General features: G+C 47.7%; 17 protein-coding genes. 2 read left to right on the top strand and 15 right to left on the bottom strand.

Features of this window, described 5'->3' with window-relative positions:
- Positions 1-33: 33 nt before the first annotated feature.
- From MHH92_RS03320 to MHH92_RS03285, 8 genes are all read right to left on the bottom strand, one after another.
- The gene (locus MHH92_RS03320; protein WP_340901905.1) at positions 34-417 is read right to left on the bottom strand and encodes a hypothetical protein; all 384 of its coding nucleotides are present in this window, start codon (positions 415-417) and stop codon (positions 34-36) included.
- Positions 418-528: 111 nt separating this feature from the next.
- Positions 529-1,776: an ABC transporter permease gene (locus tag MHH92_RS03315; protein WP_340901902.1), complete on the bottom strand. Its 1,248-nt coding sequence runs from the start codon at positions 1,774-1,776 to the stop codon at positions 529-531.
- A 21-nt stretch (positions 1,777-1,797) separates the two neighbouring features.
- Positions 1,798-2,529: an ABC transporter ATP-binding protein gene (locus MHH92_RS03310; protein WP_340901899.1), complete on the bottom strand. Its 732-nt coding sequence runs from the start codon at positions 2,527-2,529 to the stop codon at positions 1,798-1,800.
- 96 nt (positions 2,530-2,625) lie between these two features.
- Complete coding sequence (locus tag MHH92_RS03305; protein ID WP_340901898.1) at positions 2,626-2,793, bottom strand: hypothetical protein; 168 nt, start codon at positions 2,791-2,793, stop codon at positions 2,626-2,628.
- 2 nt (positions 2,794-2,795) lie between these two features.
- On the bottom strand, positions 2,796-3,041 hold the full coding sequence (locus MHH92_RS03300; RefSeq protein ID WP_445744660.1) for an AbrB/MazE/SpoVT family DNA-binding domain-containing protein: 246 nt from the start codon (positions 3,039-3,041) through the stop codon (positions 2,796-2,798).
- A gap of 166 nt (positions 3,042-3,207) precedes the next feature.
- On the bottom strand, positions 3,208-4,509 hold the full coding sequence (locus tag MHH92_RS03295) for a hypothetical protein (protein WP_340901894.1): 1,302 nt from the start codon (positions 4,507-4,509) through the stop codon (positions 3,208-3,210).
- Between the two features lie 49 nt (positions 4,510-4,558).
- On the bottom strand, positions 4,559-5,908 hold the full coding sequence (locus MHH92_RS03290) for a hypothetical protein (RefSeq protein WP_340901893.1): 1,350 nt from the start codon (positions 5,906-5,908) through the stop codon (positions 4,559-4,561).
- Positions 5,909-6,115: 207 nt separating this feature from the next.
- Positions 6,116-7,447: an MFS transporter gene (locus MHH92_RS03285; protein WP_340901891.1), complete on the bottom strand. Its 1,332-nt coding sequence runs from the start codon at positions 7,445-7,447 to the stop codon at positions 6,116-6,118.
- Between the two features lie 506 nt (positions 7,448-7,953).
- Between MHH92_RS03285 and MHH92_RS03280 the strand changes: the two genes are divergently transcribed.
- On the top strand, positions 7,954-8,415 hold the full coding sequence (locus tag MHH92_RS03280; RefSeq protein WP_017690799.1) for a MarR family winged helix-turn-helix transcriptional regulator: 462 nt from the start codon (positions 7,954-7,956) through the stop codon (positions 8,413-8,415).
- A gap of 436 nt (positions 8,416-8,851) precedes the next feature.
- Here the strand turns inward: MHH92_RS03280 and MHH92_RS03275 are convergent, their stop codons facing one another.
- The 3 genes from MHH92_RS03275 to MHH92_RS03265 all read right to left on the bottom strand — a co-directional run bounded on the left by MHH92_RS03275 (position 8,852) and on the right by MHH92_RS03265 (position 11,698).
- Positions 8,852-10,357, bottom strand: coding sequence for an MDR family MFS transporter (locus tag MHH92_RS03275; protein ID WP_036668268.1), 1,506 nt, complete (start codon positions 10,355-10,357; stop codon positions 8,852-8,854).
- Between the two features lie 273 nt (positions 10,358-10,630).
- Positions 10,631-11,203 (bottom strand): GNAT family N-acetyltransferase, encoded by a 573-nt coding sequence (locus MHH92_RS03270; RefSeq protein ID WP_036668244.1) that lies wholly within the window; start codon positions 11,201-11,203, stop codon positions 10,631-10,633.
- Between the two features lie 198 nt (positions 11,204-11,401).
- Positions 11,402-11,698, bottom strand: a complete 297-nt coding sequence (locus tag MHH92_RS03265) for a hypothetical protein (protein WP_036614170.1) — start codon at positions 11,696-11,698, stop codon at positions 11,402-11,404.
- A 185-nt stretch (positions 11,699-11,883) separates the two neighbouring features.
- Here MHH92_RS03265 and MHH92_RS03260 point away from each other — a divergent pair, with 185 nt between their 5' ends.
- Entirely contained in the window at positions 11,884-12,381 is a 498-nt protein-coding gene (locus MHH92_RS03260; protein WP_036614172.1) for a GAF domain-containing protein, read from the top strand.
- 151 nt (positions 12,382-12,532) lie between these two features.
- On the opposite strand, the gene MHH92_RS03255 is transcribed toward MHH92_RS03260, so the two are convergent.
- The 4 genes from MHH92_RS03255 to MHH92_RS03240 form a co-directional block, all read right to left on the bottom strand.
- A complete protein-coding gene (locus MHH92_RS03255; RefSeq protein ID WP_340901885.1) occupies positions 12,533-13,345 on the bottom strand; it encodes a MerR family transcriptional regulator in 813 nt (270 codons plus the stop codon).
- A gap of 369 nt (positions 13,346-13,714) precedes the next feature.
- Positions 13,715-15,139, bottom strand: coding sequence for an aldehyde dehydrogenase family protein (locus tag MHH92_RS03250; RefSeq protein WP_340901883.1), 1,425 nt, complete (start codon positions 15,137-15,139; stop codon positions 13,715-13,717).
- Positions 15,140-15,302: 163 nt separating this feature from the next.
- On the bottom strand, positions 15,303-15,725 hold the full coding sequence (locus MHH92_RS03245) for a universal stress protein (protein ID WP_282319500.1): 423 nt from the start codon (positions 15,723-15,725) through the stop codon (positions 15,303-15,305).
- A gap of 18 nt (positions 15,726-15,743) precedes the next feature.
- Positions 15,744-16,964: an MFS transporter gene (locus tag MHH92_RS03240; protein ID WP_036614180.1), complete on the bottom strand. Its 1,221-nt coding sequence runs from the start codon at positions 16,962-16,964 to the stop codon at positions 15,744-15,746.
- Between the last annotated feature and the right edge of the window lie 150 nt (positions 16,965-17,114).

The raw sequence follows: 17,114 nt of genomic DNA, 5'->3' as shown, positions 1-17,114 counted from the left end.
ATTGGCTCCAACTGCTCTTAGATTGTAATGCTTCTATGCTTTCACACTGCCTGAGAATCCATCAGCCGAATCATCGTATGCCGGGTCATCGCTATAGTTATGTCTGCCTTGCTCCGTCTGGCTTCCCTGGTTTTGGCTCGCATAACCCTCATGCCAGTCTTCATTCACGAGATGAGCCGGAATTGATATATTCTGAAACTGATCCAGCTCTTCCGTCTGTGAGGCAAATACGGCACTTCCTCCATGAGATTGTACAATCTCTACGGCAGACTGAGGATCTTGGCGATCTGTGGGGATGTACAGTTCCAGCGGGCCGGACTGATACGGCTTATATCCCAATTCCTCCAAGGTTGCCCTGGCGGCATTCAACGCTGAATCGTCTGAAAAGTGCACCTGTAGTTCGCTATTATCCATCATCGTCTCTTCCTCCTTGCTACAGCTAAACTCTCATCATCCATAGATGAGATTCTTCTTCTATAGCATGGGCAGATATAGCGCACGATATGCTCTGACTTAGAAAGGAATTCTTTAGGCCCGGGTCAGCCGGACCCATCCGGCAATAGATAAGACGCAGAGTCCGAAGGCCACCGCACCTGCAGCTGTCAGAATACCGACGATCCAGCCGAGCCAAGCCAATCCCAGCGTGAATCCCATAAGAATACCAATCGGGACAAACAACATCCGAACCATCATTGAACCTGCAAGATGCAGCGCCTCCGAGTCATACGTTATGAGCTGAACATAGTCGGACGTGGCAAAAACATCCCAAGAACGATAAAACATCACCGTTAACATGATAATCAATAACGCACACACAATGATATTGACCGGAAAAGGTGGTAAGGCAACTGCTGCGATGGATAGTCCGCCAAGCTGCAGATACAATTTCATCGTGGCCGAGTTCCTGAAAAATGCCTTGAATGCAATCTCCGCTGTCCGATTCGCGATGGAACGATTACGTAACAGTTTACGCGGTTTACGGAAGATGATGGACCGTGTTCGTGGGGCTTTCGGCTTGCTCACCGCCCGGCTTAACATTAGAGCTGTAAGCTGCAGCCTGCTCCGCAGATCCTCTCGCACATCCCCTTCAAACGTTCCCTTCATCAATAGCCTCATCTGTCCAACTGTAATTAGAAGAAGCATGATAATTACGATTCCAAAACTGATTTTCCACGTCTGTCCATGCATCCATGATGTCGCATTAATGGTCATGTAACCTATGCCAATGACGAGAGGGATCATCTGAATCCAGCGCCGCCATCCTGTATGTCGAACCTTCGTCATATGGAATGTTATGGCTTGGAATGAAGCTACTGCACCAAACCAGACAGCCATAAGTGCAATCTGGAGATTCGACATCTCATAGACACGGGACCACAGGGGAGCGGTCAGCACTGTAATCAGGATCATTTTGCCCAGATGTTGCAGACAGGACCGGTAGAGCCCTTGCCTCATTAACGTGCGCATCCACAACGGCCTTGATTTCAGAAACAATACATCCGCTTCCTCCACAAATATCAACACACCACCGGTAAGCATAACGACGTCAATCAACCCGGTCAGTACGGGGAGCGGTAATCCTGTCGCCCATGCAGGCAATGGTTTGGTCCACAGACTCGTGTACCATCCAATCAGATAGAGCAGACCCGGAACAAGCAGGTATACCCACACCGTCCAATCCACGACGAGTCTGAGATTTTTCATCTGTTCCTTGAAGTGCTCTTTGCGTCTTCGTCTGTATAAACGAAGTGGGGTATAACGCTGGGAAGTTTCCATTCTCTCTCACCCTCTCTCTATCTAAGACGTCAGTACATCGAAACAGTCAAACAAAGAGGCTTCCGGCAATTCTGCCGCTTCACGGATCTCATCCAATGTTCCCTCGGCAGCAGATCTGCCCGAAGCAATCAGAATAAACCGGTCGCAGATTCGTTCAGCGGTATCCAGTACATGCGTAGACATAAGCACACCCGCGCCGCGGCGACGTTCATCATCAAGTAATTTTAGAAAATCCTTGGTTGCACGAGGGTCCAGTCCGATGAAAGGCTCGTCCACAATATAGATATCCGGCGAAGACAGAAATCCGATCATCAACATCATTTTCTGCCGCATTCCCTTTGAGAAACTGGCTGGAAGATCATTTCGAACGTGGTCCATACCGAAACGAACCAACAGCTCCTCCGCTCGGGCAACAAAAGCTTCTTCCTCCATTTCATACGCCGCTGCGGCCAGATCAAGATGTTCCCATAGTGTCATATATTCATAAAAAACCGGTTGCTCCGGAATATAAGCATAACGACCATCTCCGCCAATCGTAACTTCATAGTTCGCATGTTCCAGCAGACCAAGAAGCGTTTTGATTGTGGTACTTTTGCCCGCACCATTTGGTCCGATAATACCTACCAGCTCTCCTCGCGCCACATTCATTCGAATATTGTGTATGGTCGATTGTCCCGGCTCGTATCCTGCCTCTGTAATATGTACGTCCAATATGGACTCCTGTACTTCCGTGCTTTTATATTCCGTTCCCATATCATTCACTCCCTGTTCTGATCAGGTGTTTATTTCATTCTTTATGTTTTATTGTAATCGAGTTGCGGGTTGTATGTTTGATCATTTTGAGCATTTCTATATAGATGGGTAGGCTTCGTTACCAAAAGCTGATGATTGTGCTCTTACAACAGCAGATTCAAGCAGACCAGAATCTTTAACTCCAATCTGCTCTCCAGGACTGTAACGCTTAATCATAGCGTCGTTGATCGCAATAACCTCTTGAATACCCAAATACCGGGTCATACTCACCTATCCTTGAGACCTTTCAAGGTTTGATCATAATCACCCATCACATCAGCCAATGTATCCATAAAATCACTACTGATTCCGTTAGGCAAATTAACTTTTGCAGACTTTTTAATAATAATCTCCCCATTGGACTGATTTACTTCGATTTGAACCATATTGCCTTGCTCAAGACCAATTTGTTTGAAGGCATCCGTCATTGTTAATCCAAGACTATTACCGAATTTAGTTACTTTTCGTTCCATCTTACTCACCCTATTCATTCATTAATCCCCACTAGTTGTACCATTCAACTGTTATAACAATAACACTGAAACTTTTGTCTTTTTGCATATTATTTCAAATTTTATAATAAAAAGAAGCAGGGGTTCCGGAGCCCCTGCTTCTTTTTATTACAGTGAAAATCTCATATTACCGATTTGTCTCCACCATGGAAGTAGTTTCACTCTCTGCATCCGCATCCACGTTCAGACCGAGATCCAAGGCTCCGCGGCTTTCGCTCGCGTAGCTGCTGTTTACGTTACGCTCGCTGTCTTTCACGCTGTTGTTGCGTTCAGATTGAGTCCAAGTCGCACTCTCTCCTTCTGCATTCGCGTTCAGACCCAGATCCAGTGCTCCACGGCTTTCGCTTGCATAGCTGCTGTTCACGTTGCGTTCACTGTCTTTTACGCTGTTAGTGCGTTCGGATTGAGTCCATGTCGCACTCTCCCCTTCAGCTTTTGCGTTCAGACCCAGATCCAATGCGCCGCGGCTTTCGCTCGCATAGCTACTGTTCGTGTTACGCTCGCCGTCTTTCACGCTGTTATTGCGTTCAGATTGAGCCATTGTTGCACTCTCTCCTTCTGCATTCACGTTCAGACCTAGATCCAGTGCGCTACGGCTTTCGCTCGCATAGCTACTGTTCGTGTTACGATCGCCGTCTTTCACGCTGTTAGTGCGTTCAGATTGAGCCATCGTTGCACTCTCTCCTTCTGCTTTTGCGTTAAGACCTAGATCCAGTGCTCCACGGCTTTCGCTCGCAGTGCTACTGTTTACGTTACGCTCACGGTCATTCACGCTATTGTTGCGTTCGGATTGAGTCCATGTCGCACTCTCACCTTCCGCTTTCGCGTTCAGACCCAGATCCAGTGCTCCACGGCTTTCGCTCGCATAGCTGCTGTTCACATTACGCTCGCCGTCTTTCACGCTGTTATTGCGTTCAGATTGAGTCCATGTTGCACTCTCACCTTCGGCATTCACGTTCAGACCGAGATCCAGCGCTCCACGACTTTCACTCGCATAGCTGCTGTTTACGTTCCGATCATCGCCGCCTCGTGAATAGTCGCTCATCGTTGTACCTTCTCCCGACACATTGGCATTCAGGCCAAGGCCCAGCTTGCCAGAACTACTACGCTCAACTGTGTGATTGGAAGAACGATCATTGTATCGGTTTATGCTCTCTGAGGATAAGCCGGCATTAAGGCCAAGATCCAAATTCAATGCTCCAGTTGCACTGGATGAACCTCCGTAGCTACCATTGTTCCCGTGACCTGTGTCACGATGTCCTGACAGAAGAGATCCCAACTCCAGACGCAAACCTGCATTCAGATCCAGATTACCACTGCTGTTATTGCTATAGCTATCTGCGTAAGTTGCCTGCGAAGCTCCCAGCAATCCAGCCACCAACGTACCCGACAATACCGACAATTTTACCCAACGATTCACTTTTTTCATGATTATATACACTCCTTCTCAATTTTGGTTGAATTAACGCCATTGTTGCCTAAGAGAAAGAGGTATATTGCGGCGGCCGCCCCGGCGGTGCCTGTGACCATTGACTGAACCCATCGAGCCGTTCCATTCGGAAGGCAAAATCGTAATCTGGCGTAACTAGACCCGTTGTTGCTCCCGGAAGTGCAGCGGCTGGAGCGGTTGCTCCACCTCCAGTTACACCGGACGAACCGGAGCTTGTCCCGGCGGAAGCATTAGCTGCTCCGGGAGAAGTTGCTGCAACAGACCAACTTGTTGGTCGTTCTGTGCGAGGTTGCAATGGAGATGTTGCATCATCATCATCTGGTTTCAGATTGGCTTCCTGGTTACTCTGCACTTGTTCAGTGACAGCTGGTTTAGCAGTTGTCTGATCTACGAGGAATAACTCGTTATCGGGCAAACCTGCATTAACATCGGAATCCTGCGTCAAATCGGTTCCTTCCATAGGCAATGCCTGCGGGACAATAGGTTGTTCTGGACGTACTACTGGTTCCGGGGTGACCTCCATCACTTTACCCGTAACCTGTATTGCGTCCTGTCCTTCCTCGTTGTTCTGTGATGAAACAGGATCTGCGAGTGCACTCGAATTGGAAATTTCAACATTCGGTGTTTTGACGAGCGTCGGCTTTTCCGGAGTGACTACAGGCGGTTCCGGCTTCACACTTGGAATCTCCACCTTTTCCTGATCAGGATTGAGTTCAGCGGATACGTCTACAACTGGAACTTCTGCTTTCACAGAAGGCAACTGTACATTTCCCTTACTCAGATCCACACGGGATGAAGAGATATTGACCGAAGTAACTTCAGGTACATCCACCTTCACGGAAGGCAATTCAACCTTACCCTGCCGAAGGTCTGTTTTTACAGCAGACGTCTCTGCCTTGATCACATCGGGTACCTCTGCGGTAACACCAGGCAAGGAAGCTGTACCTTCGTTGAGGTTCACCTGACTGCTTGATACTTCGGCTTTGATCACCGGTGTATCCGCCTGTACAGACGGCAGTTCGACGGTTCCCTTCTTCGCATCAATACCCATCTCTGATGTTCCGGCCGATCCAAGCGGTGTATCTACTTTCAGCTCAGATACACTCAGCTTACCTGTCGATTCGTTCGCTATGATCGAAGGAACTTCAGCATCCAGCAGTGGTGTGGATACCGATACTGACGGAGTCAGGTTCAACCCGCCATACGAATCACGTGAAAACAAATTTAGCGACAAGCCGCTGGAAGGTTTTTCAGAAGATACCTGAGCCTCGTCTGCGTATACATGTGACGATCCAAACCCCAGCATCAAAGTCCCGGCGAGTATAGCCAGTGGTATGCTTCCAAGACGCATAATCGATTTTGGTAACTTTACATTCAAGTTGCTTCACCCCCTTTCCGCTAATGCGTTGGTGGGACAAGGCATATGAGTTTTCCCCTAGGAATAATTAGAATACAGGGATTTCTGCCTGTTCCTCATTAAACGTGAAGGCGTTTACTCAAACGCTTTATAATCATAAACTTAAAATTTGAAGTAAATTCAAACCTTCATTTCAACTGTTCTAACCTGAGCAGATCCGGCCTGTTTTCAGTCGCCTGCAATCATCGTCTTGGCTTCAATGGAGCCAGTCAAATCGGCTTTTTCCCCGCTACGTTTCATCAAATAAATCAAACCAAGCAGGGTCATCAAAATGCCTGAACAGACAAAAGCCGGCACTACACCAAATGAGGTGACCATAAATCCGCCTACCACCGGGCCCATAATATTACTGGCTGTCATCACGCTGCCTACCGTTCCAAACACCCTGCCTGTCATCGCCTCAGGTGTCTGTTCCTGCAACAGGATCTGAAAGGGGACAATTGCAAACCCAATTCCAACACCTGCCAGGGCAAAGAGGGATACTAACAACAGATTGGCACCTAGCCCGGCGTGCGGCCAAATCCCAACAATAACTCCGGCTCCGCCGATAACCAGACCCATGAGTATGGTGCCCAGACCCATTTTCAAAACATGCCCTGCATGCTTCCACTTCCGTACACTCATCGCTGCAATTAATGTACCTACGCCACTTGCTGCCACGCACCATCCCAGCAGATCACTTGAAATTCCGGGAAGTTGTCTGAATAACACCACAGTCTGTGAATCGGCAAATTGCAGAAAAAGTATGGCTGAAGCAAGCAAGATCAGAGACGTTCCTACATGAGGGAGAGATGCGAGCATGCGGATACCCTCCAGTGTTTCTTTCCAAAAAGAGCCTTTTGAGCGGTTGCGAACATCCCCAGCTGGCTCTTCCTCTACTTCTGTTACGTTATGAATTGCGGTTTGGATCACCCGAGTTCCAGGAATCCACAATAAAATGATGCCGGAGATCAGAAAAGAAGCTGAATCGAGAACAAAACACCAGGTAATGCCAAAAGCGGCTACCAGCAGTCCACCAAGCGCTGGACCAATAATTTTGGACATCTGTTCGATCACCGAGCTGATGGATACAGCTTGGGCAAGCTGTTCGCGAGGTACAATTTCCTTCAGCTTTCCGTTTTTGGCCGGAGAGAAGATTACATCAAACAGGGATTTGAGGACAAGCAGTATGTAGACGTGCCAGATCTGGTCAGCAAAAATTAACGCACCCACGATGATGATCCGTGCACCATCGGCTACAATCATCAGCCATTTTCGGTTCAGGCGATCTGCAAGCGTGCCTGCGAATGGCCCTGTCAACAGAATGGGTAGTGCTGCGGAAAGTGTGACAAATGTAATCTCCCATGGCGTTGCATTCCAGCGGATACCCACGAGGGTCAGAATTGCGAGCAGATGCAGCCAATCACCCAGATTGGAAATAGCCTGTGCCACCATCAATGTTACAAAAGATCGGTTATTCTTCAGCGGTCGTTGTCCTTCAAACGTTAAATCACTTGTCATCCTTCTTCTCCTCCATTATCTTCCAATTCATAGTATGAACTAATTATATAGAGCAGCCCTTGACTCGACCTCCTGCCAGAGGCGGAGAAAAAGCGACATCTGAAGGATGATTTTTCAGCATGATGAATGATCAAATTTTAAATGCTAAAAATGCAAATCTTGTGACATATCGCATGTTTTTCGTAGAAATAGAAGTTTACAATTAAACTATGGCGACAACCTGTATCGTCAAACATAACTAACCAACTCATATAAGTTGAAATACTCTTTTACATGAACAGCATAACGGAGAGGACAGAAATAACCTGAAAAAGCGAAGCGTTCACCTAAAAGCTTTCTGAAAGAAAGCCCCATCGGAAGCATACGCTATCACCGGATTTTACCTTTGAAGAATATTTCAAAAAATCTGGGGATAACAGTGATTGGAAGGTTGTTCTGTCCTCGTAGTGGTAGGTTGTAACTTTATCATTTCAACTTATAAACTAATCTGAAAAGGCGGGATCAGCATGCTGGAATTACAAGAAATCGGAACCGAACGTTCACTTCATCTGTACCGCACCTTGGCCCAGACATTCAAGAGCGTGAATGAACACGCTGTATCCGGAAGCAAAGTGCATGGCTTCAACCCCACCGCATACGGGGTGCTCGAAGTGTTATATATGAAAGGAGCTCAGCCGATTCAACAGGTTGGCGCACAACTTCTGCTGCAAAGTGGTAATGTGACCTATGTGATCGATAAGCTGGAGCAAAAAGGATTGTTACACCGCAAACATTGTCCGCAAGACAGACGTATCATCTTTGTGGAACTGACCGAAGAAGGACAGCGCACCATGGATGACATCTATCCAGGTTATGCGTTGAAGATTGATCGGGCTGTAAGTGGATTGAGCGAGGAAGACAAGGAATTGCTGTCTGAACTCTTGGGAAGGCTTGCACATTCCGCAGACCGTTTATCAGCGAGCAGCTAGAGCGTATCTTTAAACCTGTCGAAAGCGGGAGCGCTAACGCTAACGAACCTGTGACGTCTTATTCAGGGGTTTGAAGCGCTCGCAGCATTTTAAGGAATCTGACACACGCTATCTTTGAATAAACAGCCGTTAACAACGTCTTTTTCAGGTGATTTCGGGAAATAACGTGTCTCATGTTCCTTACAATTTAGAAAGAGGAGCAGAAGGTCAAATAAGACGTCCTCAGTTCCTTAGAAATTCGTCTGGACAATTCACCAGGATCAGCCAGCCTGTAATTCAAAATACTTTAGATCCGGACATCCCCCAACGTATCACTTGCCTGAGTTTGAAAATATACTCTAATCCACTGCACATGTGCCATCAACAAAAATAACCGGATTTGCCTGACATCGGCGAATCCGGTTTTTCATATGTTTTTTGTATATATATCTTCTTTTTACTTTGAGCCTTGTGGCTGCGGGGGAGCATCTGCATCTTCGGGTACGATTAAACGTTTGCGTAGAGCAAGCGTCGTTACCCACGAGACCAGTGCAATGACAAACATAATGACAAACAGGGAATGCAAGCTTCCTTCCAGCACGTTACGCAGTAGCGCCCATTTGTCATCTGATAGGGCAGCATCCGTATGTGGTGCGAGCAGTTCGTTCAGATCACTCTCCGAAATTCCCGCCTCCGCCAGATTCTGTTCACTGGATAACGTGGAGATCCGATAGTTTAACCAAGTGCCAAAAGCCGCTGCACCAATCGTCTGTCCCAACGTACGCATGAACGTGTGCAATGCCGTAGATGAGCCACGCTCCTTATATCCTACAGAAGACTGCGCAATAATGGTGAAGATCGTAAACGCAAATCCGAAACCAAGACCATAAATAAAGGTCAATACAAATAGCACAGCCTGCGGAGATGTCCCGCCCACCAGAAAGAGTCCACCCGATCCAATCGCAATACCGGTTAACCCAATCAATGCGGTCATACGTGATCCAATTTTCATTAACAGACGGCCTGCCATCACACTACCAATGAGCCAACCCACCGACATCGGTGCGAGCAACAGCCCGGATTCCGTCGCATTACCTCCCCGAACCCCCTGCACCCAGAGCGGCAAATAACTGGTCAGGCCGATCATCAAAGTACTGGTCAGCAGTCCGGCGATATTCGCCACACGGATGTCCCGAATTCGGAACAAATGTAGTGGAACCATAGGGGCCTGAGCTCTTTTTTCCACCACGAAAAATAAAATAATAAACAGAGCGGCGACCACACTCAGCACAACAATCAACGGAGAACTCCAGGCATAATATTGCCCACCCGCCGACAGGACAAACAACAATGCGGTAATGCCCACCGTAAAGGTCAGCGCACCAACATAGTCAATTTTGGCTGTACGCGGCGAGATATCTTCCTTCAGATAACGAAATACAAACCACATCGCAAGCAGACCAAATGGCACATTAAAACCAAAGATCCACTGCCAGCCGAGATTATCTACAAAATAACCACCAAGCAGCGGTCCAGCCAGAGAGGAAATACCCCACACGGAGCTAATCCAGCCTTGGATTTTGCCACGTTCTTCAATGGCGTAGATGTCCCCAATAATCGTAAATGTAACAGGAACTACCGCACCCGCACCAATCCCCTGTATTGCACGGAAAATAATTAATTGCTCCATGTTCTGCGACAGACAGCACAAGAGTGAACCCAGTAAAAATAAGGCACAGCCAATCAGAAATACAGGCTTTCGTCCATACAGGTCACTGATTTTACCGAAAATGGGCGTACTCACAGCCATCGTCAACAGGTATGCGGTGAAAATCCAGCTCAGCAGCTGTACACTCCCCAGCTCACTGACAATGGTCGGCCCTGCCGGACCAATTACGGTGCCTTCAATCGCTGACAGAAATGTCGCGAGCAACAGCCCCGTCAAGATGAAACTGCGCTTCAAACCTCCAGTTGCATTCACACAAACCCTTCTCTCTTCATTCTCTATATAATTGGTACGGTTAATTTACACCTCTACTACGAACCAGCACAAGCTTCCAATCGCTGTTATCCCCAGATTTTTTCTTCTCCTCTCTAAAGGAGAAATCCGGTGATAGCGTATGCTTCCGATGTAGCTTTCTTTCAGAAAGCTTTAAAGGCGATCGCTTCGCTTCTCCAGCTTTGTTCTGTTTCTTCGTTTACGTGTAAATTTAAAAGCAATTATATATTGTCTCTTTTATTTACCTTTCTTACGAAGAAACTCATCATACAGCATTGAATACATCACCATATCCTTGTATCCGGTGGACGTATGTTGCACCTGTCGCAGCAACCCTTCTCGTGTGAAACCGCGGTTTGTCAGGAAATCGCCGGACGCCAGATTACGCGGATCAACCAGCGCTTCAATTCGATTAAGACCCATGGTCTCATATCCAAAGGGCAGCAATGCGGAGAAAGCCTCCGTCATATAACCGTGGCGCCAATAATCACGTCCCAGCTCATAACCGATCTCACCCCGGAATGCGCCTTCAAGCTGCCATGTATTGAATCCACAGCTGCCGATGAGCTTGCCTGTTTCTTTGAGTTCGATCCCCCACCGGATCGCATCCTCTTCTCCTGCCATTTGGTTGAGCAGTCCAATCATGTCCGCCGCTTCGCTTGTCCCAATCATGGGTGCAAGATTCATGTAACGGGTTACCTCGCGATCTGACCAGCATGCGAACATCTGGGCCGCATCCCGGCGACGCATTTTACGCAGACGAAGCCGCGCAGTCTCCATTTCGGGAATTCTTCCTTTGCATTTATACATATAAAGACACTCCGATCCGATCTATCTCCGCAGACCATAATATTCACTAGTCATCTAATCATAACCTGCGCCGAATGGCAACTGTTCAGTCATGCACACACGTCAAAAAACCGGGCCAATGTCGCTCCCGGTCTTTTTGTACGTATGGAACAATTCAAGTTTGAGTGAATTACGGAATCATGGCTTGTCCTAATGATTTTAAGCTTTGGACGTTTTCTTGCCCTTCCCCAGTAATTCATCGCTAACCCGGCCAAACACAGCCGTGATTTCCTTGAATTCTTCGATGCCAGTCCCGGTCAGGCTCCATTGGTCCCCGTGGGCGGTCAGGAAATTCTCCTGTGTCAGGTGTTCAAGCTCCTGCTTGATCTCCCGCTCTCCAACGCGATATCCCCGTTCTTCCAGTAGGGGCAGTGCCTCGCTAACGTTCAAATCCTGATTTTGCGCGAAATATAGTAGATGAATCCGTACAAAAAGATTCTGTACCTCTGCATGCATAAGCCAAGCTCCTTCCCGGGTTATAGCCCTCCGTGGTTGCTAAGTAATTACCCCACGTAAGAAGCTGAGAAACAGGAGGATTCTTCAGGTATTCCCTTCCCTTTCCGAAATCCTCCGCTTGACTAACCGCATCCTCTGCACTATCTTGAAAATAAGTACCATTTTGCTCGGGAGGGTGATTTACCATGTTTCAAGCTGTTTCCTATGAAGGAACACGAAGTGAGCAGCACACCGCCGTCCTGGGACAGTTAAGTGCTCTGATCCGCGATGAACCTAGTGCGATTGCCAATCTGGCCAACGCTGCTGCGCTGCTCAATGTATTTATGACCGACACCAATTGGGTCGGCTTCTATCTGTATGATGGAAAAGAACTGGTCCTCGGGCCATTCCAAGGACTGCCTGCCTGTATCCGAATTCCATTGGGACGTGGTGTATGCGGCACATCTGCTGCGGAAAAACGTACCCTGGTCGTTGATGATGTTCATGCCTTCCCAGGCCACATTGCCTGTGATGCAGCATCGAACAGTGAGATCGTTGTACCGATTATCAAAAACGGCGAACTTTACGGGGTGCTGGATATCGACAGCCCGATCAAAAACCGTTTTGACGACGAAGACCGCGTCTTCCTGGAGAAAGCCGTAAGCCTGCTCACAGAGCAGTTGGAGGCAACCATACCCCTTTAGGAAATGATGAATAAGGTGATCGGAGTCTCATCACACACGATGATGAAGAACCCGTAATAACAAAGAGCGCAGTCCTCTCAGAGGTCTGCGCTCTTTGTTATCCATTATGATTCACACCCATGTTCTTGCTCGCCCATGTTACTTTATGCATTTAGGATAAATCATGTTCCGCTTTAATCATCATCCCATCCCGCAGGAATTCAGCCAGCCTCGGGTGGTAACCATCATACATCTGACGGAAATTTTTATGCTCTACATACAGATTGGCCAAATCCCGATAGATCTCAGCGGTGGGTGTATAATAACCTTTGATCCATTCAAGATGCCTGCCAATAATCTGTTGTACTTTTGCACTACCGGGCTCCAATCCATCCTCAATGGCCTGTTGCAAGTCCAGATGAACTTGATCAATTTTCGCCTGGGAATCCAGATAATCTTCTTTTGACTTCATCTCCTGATTTTCAGGCAATGTGGATGAATTGGAAGATTGGATGTCGGACCTCTGAGCATCGTCTGTCTGCACATGGTTCATATCATTAGTGACTACAGGGTCAGAACCCGATTCATTCAGCAACTGGTGACGCCCCTTATTTACAAAACCGATATAAAGATCATGTTCATCAATTTCCTGTTCACCTTGCAAATGAGAGATCGTTTTGTCCAGTGTCTGAATCAATCCATGCAGACGGAGTGCCTTCTCCAGAATATCAATGCGATGCTGCTTCATGATGCGTATGACATCCTGAGGATTATCCCGGAGCATCGGGGCAATCTCATTCTCCTTCATACCTACTTCCTTACAGAAAAGGATTTGCTGGAGTCTCAACAATTCCTGCTTTTCATAATAGATGTCCTCATCTACATCCCCAAAAGCCGGATTCAGAAGACCTGTCTCCGCATACTGGCTCAGCTCGTTCAGACTTACGCCTGACATTCCCGATACGTCAACCATGGAATATGCCATTTGAATACACCTCCTGCCTGTCCTGCAACTCCAGAGTTCAGGCTTAATTCATACTGCATTGTATTTGAATAATGAGAGAATATAAGACTTTCGGCAATGCTGTACCGCTTCATTCCGCTCGTGCTCTGGATGGGTACATCATGCTTCGGTGATATGAGCGGCGTTTAGTCAGTTATGTTGCGGTATGTTAACTATGTTATACCCGTCTCATCAGATGTGAACCCGCAGTCGGCGAAGAATCCGCATGTATTTTTGAAAACTTTTTCCATGATCTTCATATAAAAAAACCTGTGCCATTATTCTGGCACAGGCGTGTGTGGTTATGTTTTCATTGGCATACGGTATATTGAGTAAAATAATGGAAGATAATCACCCTTTGTTAAACATAACAAATTTCAATTCCGTCATTTCCTCTACAGCATATTTTACACCTTCACGTCCGATACCACTCTGTTTCACCCCACCATAGGGCATGTGATCCACTCGGAACGTCGGAATATCATTAATCATAACTCCGCCTGCTTCAATCTGATCGACAGCATGGAGGGCGGTATGGATATCGTTTGTAAATACGCCTGCCTGAAGCCCGTATATCGAATCGTTAACATGTTCAATACCCTCTTCAACGGAATCTACCGTATTGATCACAACGATGGGTGCAAACACTTCCTGACAGGATACCTTCGCATCACGCGGAACGTTAATCAGTACCGTTGGACGCAGAACGCCTCCTTCAGCTTGACCGCCTGCTGCCACTTCAGCCCCTGCCTGTTTGGCTTCTTCTATCCAGTCGAGTGTACGCTGTACATCCTTGGAGGTAATCAGCGCAGAAACCACCGTATCCGGGCTCAGTGGGTCTCCGACCACCACTTGTTTAGCCGCTTCAGCGAAACGCCGAATGAATTCATCCGAAATATCACGATGTACGTAAATCCGCTGTAGCGAGATACATACCTGTCCCTGATACGTGAAAGCTCCCGTCACACAGCGAGGAACCACTTTGTCCAGATCTGCGTCCTTATCCACAATCACCGCTGCATTCGACCCTAGCTCCAATGTCACGCGTTTTAGTCCTGCTTTGCTACGAATGCTCGTCCCTACCGCTGGACTGCCTGTAAACGTAATATGAGCAACACGGGGGTGCTCCACAAGCACATCACCAATCGTTTTGCCATCACCGCTCACCACGTTCAGTGCACCATCCGGCAGTCCGGCTTCCTGAAGCAGATTAGCGATGTAATAGGAAGACAGAGGCGTCTGTTCCGCAGGTTTGAGTACGATCGTATTGCCCGCTGCCAGCGCTGGACCTACTTTGTGGGCTACCAGATTCATTGGAAAATTAAACGGCGTAATCGCACCGATGACACCTAGAGGTTGCCGCATCGTATAACCGATACGTCCTTCTCCACCTTTGGCTGCATCCATCGGGACCGTCTCTCCGGTCAGCCGCTTGGCTTCCTCAGCGGCAAAACGATATGTTTCCACCGTCCGGTCAACCTCGGCCAGTGCTGCCGTAATTGGCTTCGCCGCTTCAAGCGCAATGATTCGCGCTGCTTCTTCCTTGCGTTCTTCAAGCATGGAGGACAACTTGTACAGAATATCTGCACGCTGATGTGCAGGCATCTGGCGCATTGCCTTCCCAGCTTGAACCGCAGCTGCAACAGCAGCCTCCGCTTCCTCGGCTGAAGCCGAAGAGACTTCTGCCAGCGTTTCCCCGGAGTATGGTGCTTGAAGTGTTTTATAATCTACAGATTCGGTCGGTTTGCCACCGATAAACAGATGTTGTTTTTTCATATGCTACATCCTCCATCCTTTTAGAACCTATTGAACTTAATCTATTTATACACTATTTCCGTGCCGTCAACCCACTACGGTGTTCGGCAATCATAGCTTGTAACGTGCCTGATGAGCCATTGTGGCGATCTTGAGCTATTGCATTATAAAGGGATTTCACAACCTATTTAACCGTCAGGACGGGGCATTCTGCATGTTTTAACACGCCATGACTGACACTGCCCACAATCATCTCTGCGAGCATGCCTTTCCCGCCTGTACCCATCACAATCATTCCACAATCTCGTTCACGCGCCACACGGCAGATCTCATTAACGGGATCACCTGCAATCAGCAGTGTTTCATACGCAACGTCCCGTCCAGACAACTGATTAGTCACCGGTTCTATAATATGTTGCCCTTCTTCGGCAATACGAGCTTCCAGATCAACACCCAATGCAGGTTCATTGATAGAGATAGCCGGATTCACATGCACGATCAACAGACTTGCGGGATGCTTCATATCTTCAGCCAGAATCAATGCTTGCTCCAAAGCTTTATGCGCATGATCCGAACCATCAACAGCAACTAATATACGTTTCAACATTGCAATTCCTCCTGTGAATTAATGAGATGTAATGGCGGAATCGATATCCCGCAGATGATGACGGCGCACCAGCAGTACCACGACTCCAACCAGAACCATTAATGCACCAAAATAAAACGGCGTTTCCGGCAGGAACCACTCGGACAATTTACCCGCAAGCCATGGAGCAAGTGCACCACCCAGGAAACGAACGAAGCTGTATGCAGCAGAAGCAACAGAACGCTCTACAGGTGCAGCTTCCATAACAGCCGTTGTAATTAACGTGTTGTTAATGCCAAGGAAAATCCCCGCTACAATGACTGCCACAATAACGGTAGTTGGTGAACCCATCACCGTACCTACTGCCATAACAACCAGATCAATCGCGAACAATGTAAGCATGACACTCATGGACGGAACCGATCCGAATCGGCGTTGTAATCTTGGAGCTACAAATACCGACGTAATCGCCAGCATCAGTCCCCAGCCAAAGAATACATAACCCAGGCCGTGCTCATCCAGATTCATGACATATGGTGAATAAGCCATCAAGGTAAAGAAACCAAAGTTATACAGGAAGGCGGTAATCGCCAATGTTTTCAATGAAGGATAACTTAATGCTTTGAATGGATCGGACAAAGAACTGCGTGTTTTCGGTTTGGCCATCTTGGGCAACATAAATGTAATGCTTATAAAGGCAATCGCCATCAGAACAGCCACCCCATAGAACGGGCCGCGCCAAGAGATGGAACCTAGTTCACCACCAAGCAGTGGACCAACCGCAATCCCGAGACCAAGCGCTGCTTCGTACAAAATAATCGCTTTGGCTGTCCCCGACGTGGACAGTCCCACAATGGCAGATAACGCCGTTGCGATGAACAAGGCATTACCCAGTCCCCAACCGCCACGGTAACCAACCAGTGCACCTACCGTGTCTGAGGTACCTCCGAGGAACGAGAAGATAATAATCAGCAATATACCGCTGAGTAGCGTCCACTTCACACCAATCCGGCTGGATACGACACCTGTAATCAGCATCGCTACCCCGGTTACAGCGTTATAACTGGTAAATAGTAGTGACACCTGGCTTTTCGAAGCATGCAGCTGATCTGCAATCGCGGGCAGGATCGGGTCAACCAGACCCAGACCCATAAAAGATATGATACATGCAAAAGCAACCGCCCATACCGCTCGCGGCTGGGATAACAGGCCCCCACGTGATGACGGCAATTCGTCCGGTAATGATGGCTCTCTTTTCATACGTAATTCCTCCTGTGAATAATTTATGTGGTGAAACTTTTCATTTGAAAATAACCGTGAAAAAAATGAAAACATTGCGTTCATTTTCATGAATAGAGGTAACAAAACGGCACAAATGACACCGAAACATCCGGTGTTTGTACAGGATCG

It is taken from the genome of Paenibacillus sp. FSL M7-1414 (assembly GCF_038003195.1).
GTDB lineage: Bacteria > Bacillota > Bacilli > Paenibacillales > Paenibacillaceae > Paenibacillus > Paenibacillus amylolyticus.
Note: the sequence above shows the minus strand (reverse complement) of the source record. Positions and strands in the feature narration are given on the sequence as shown.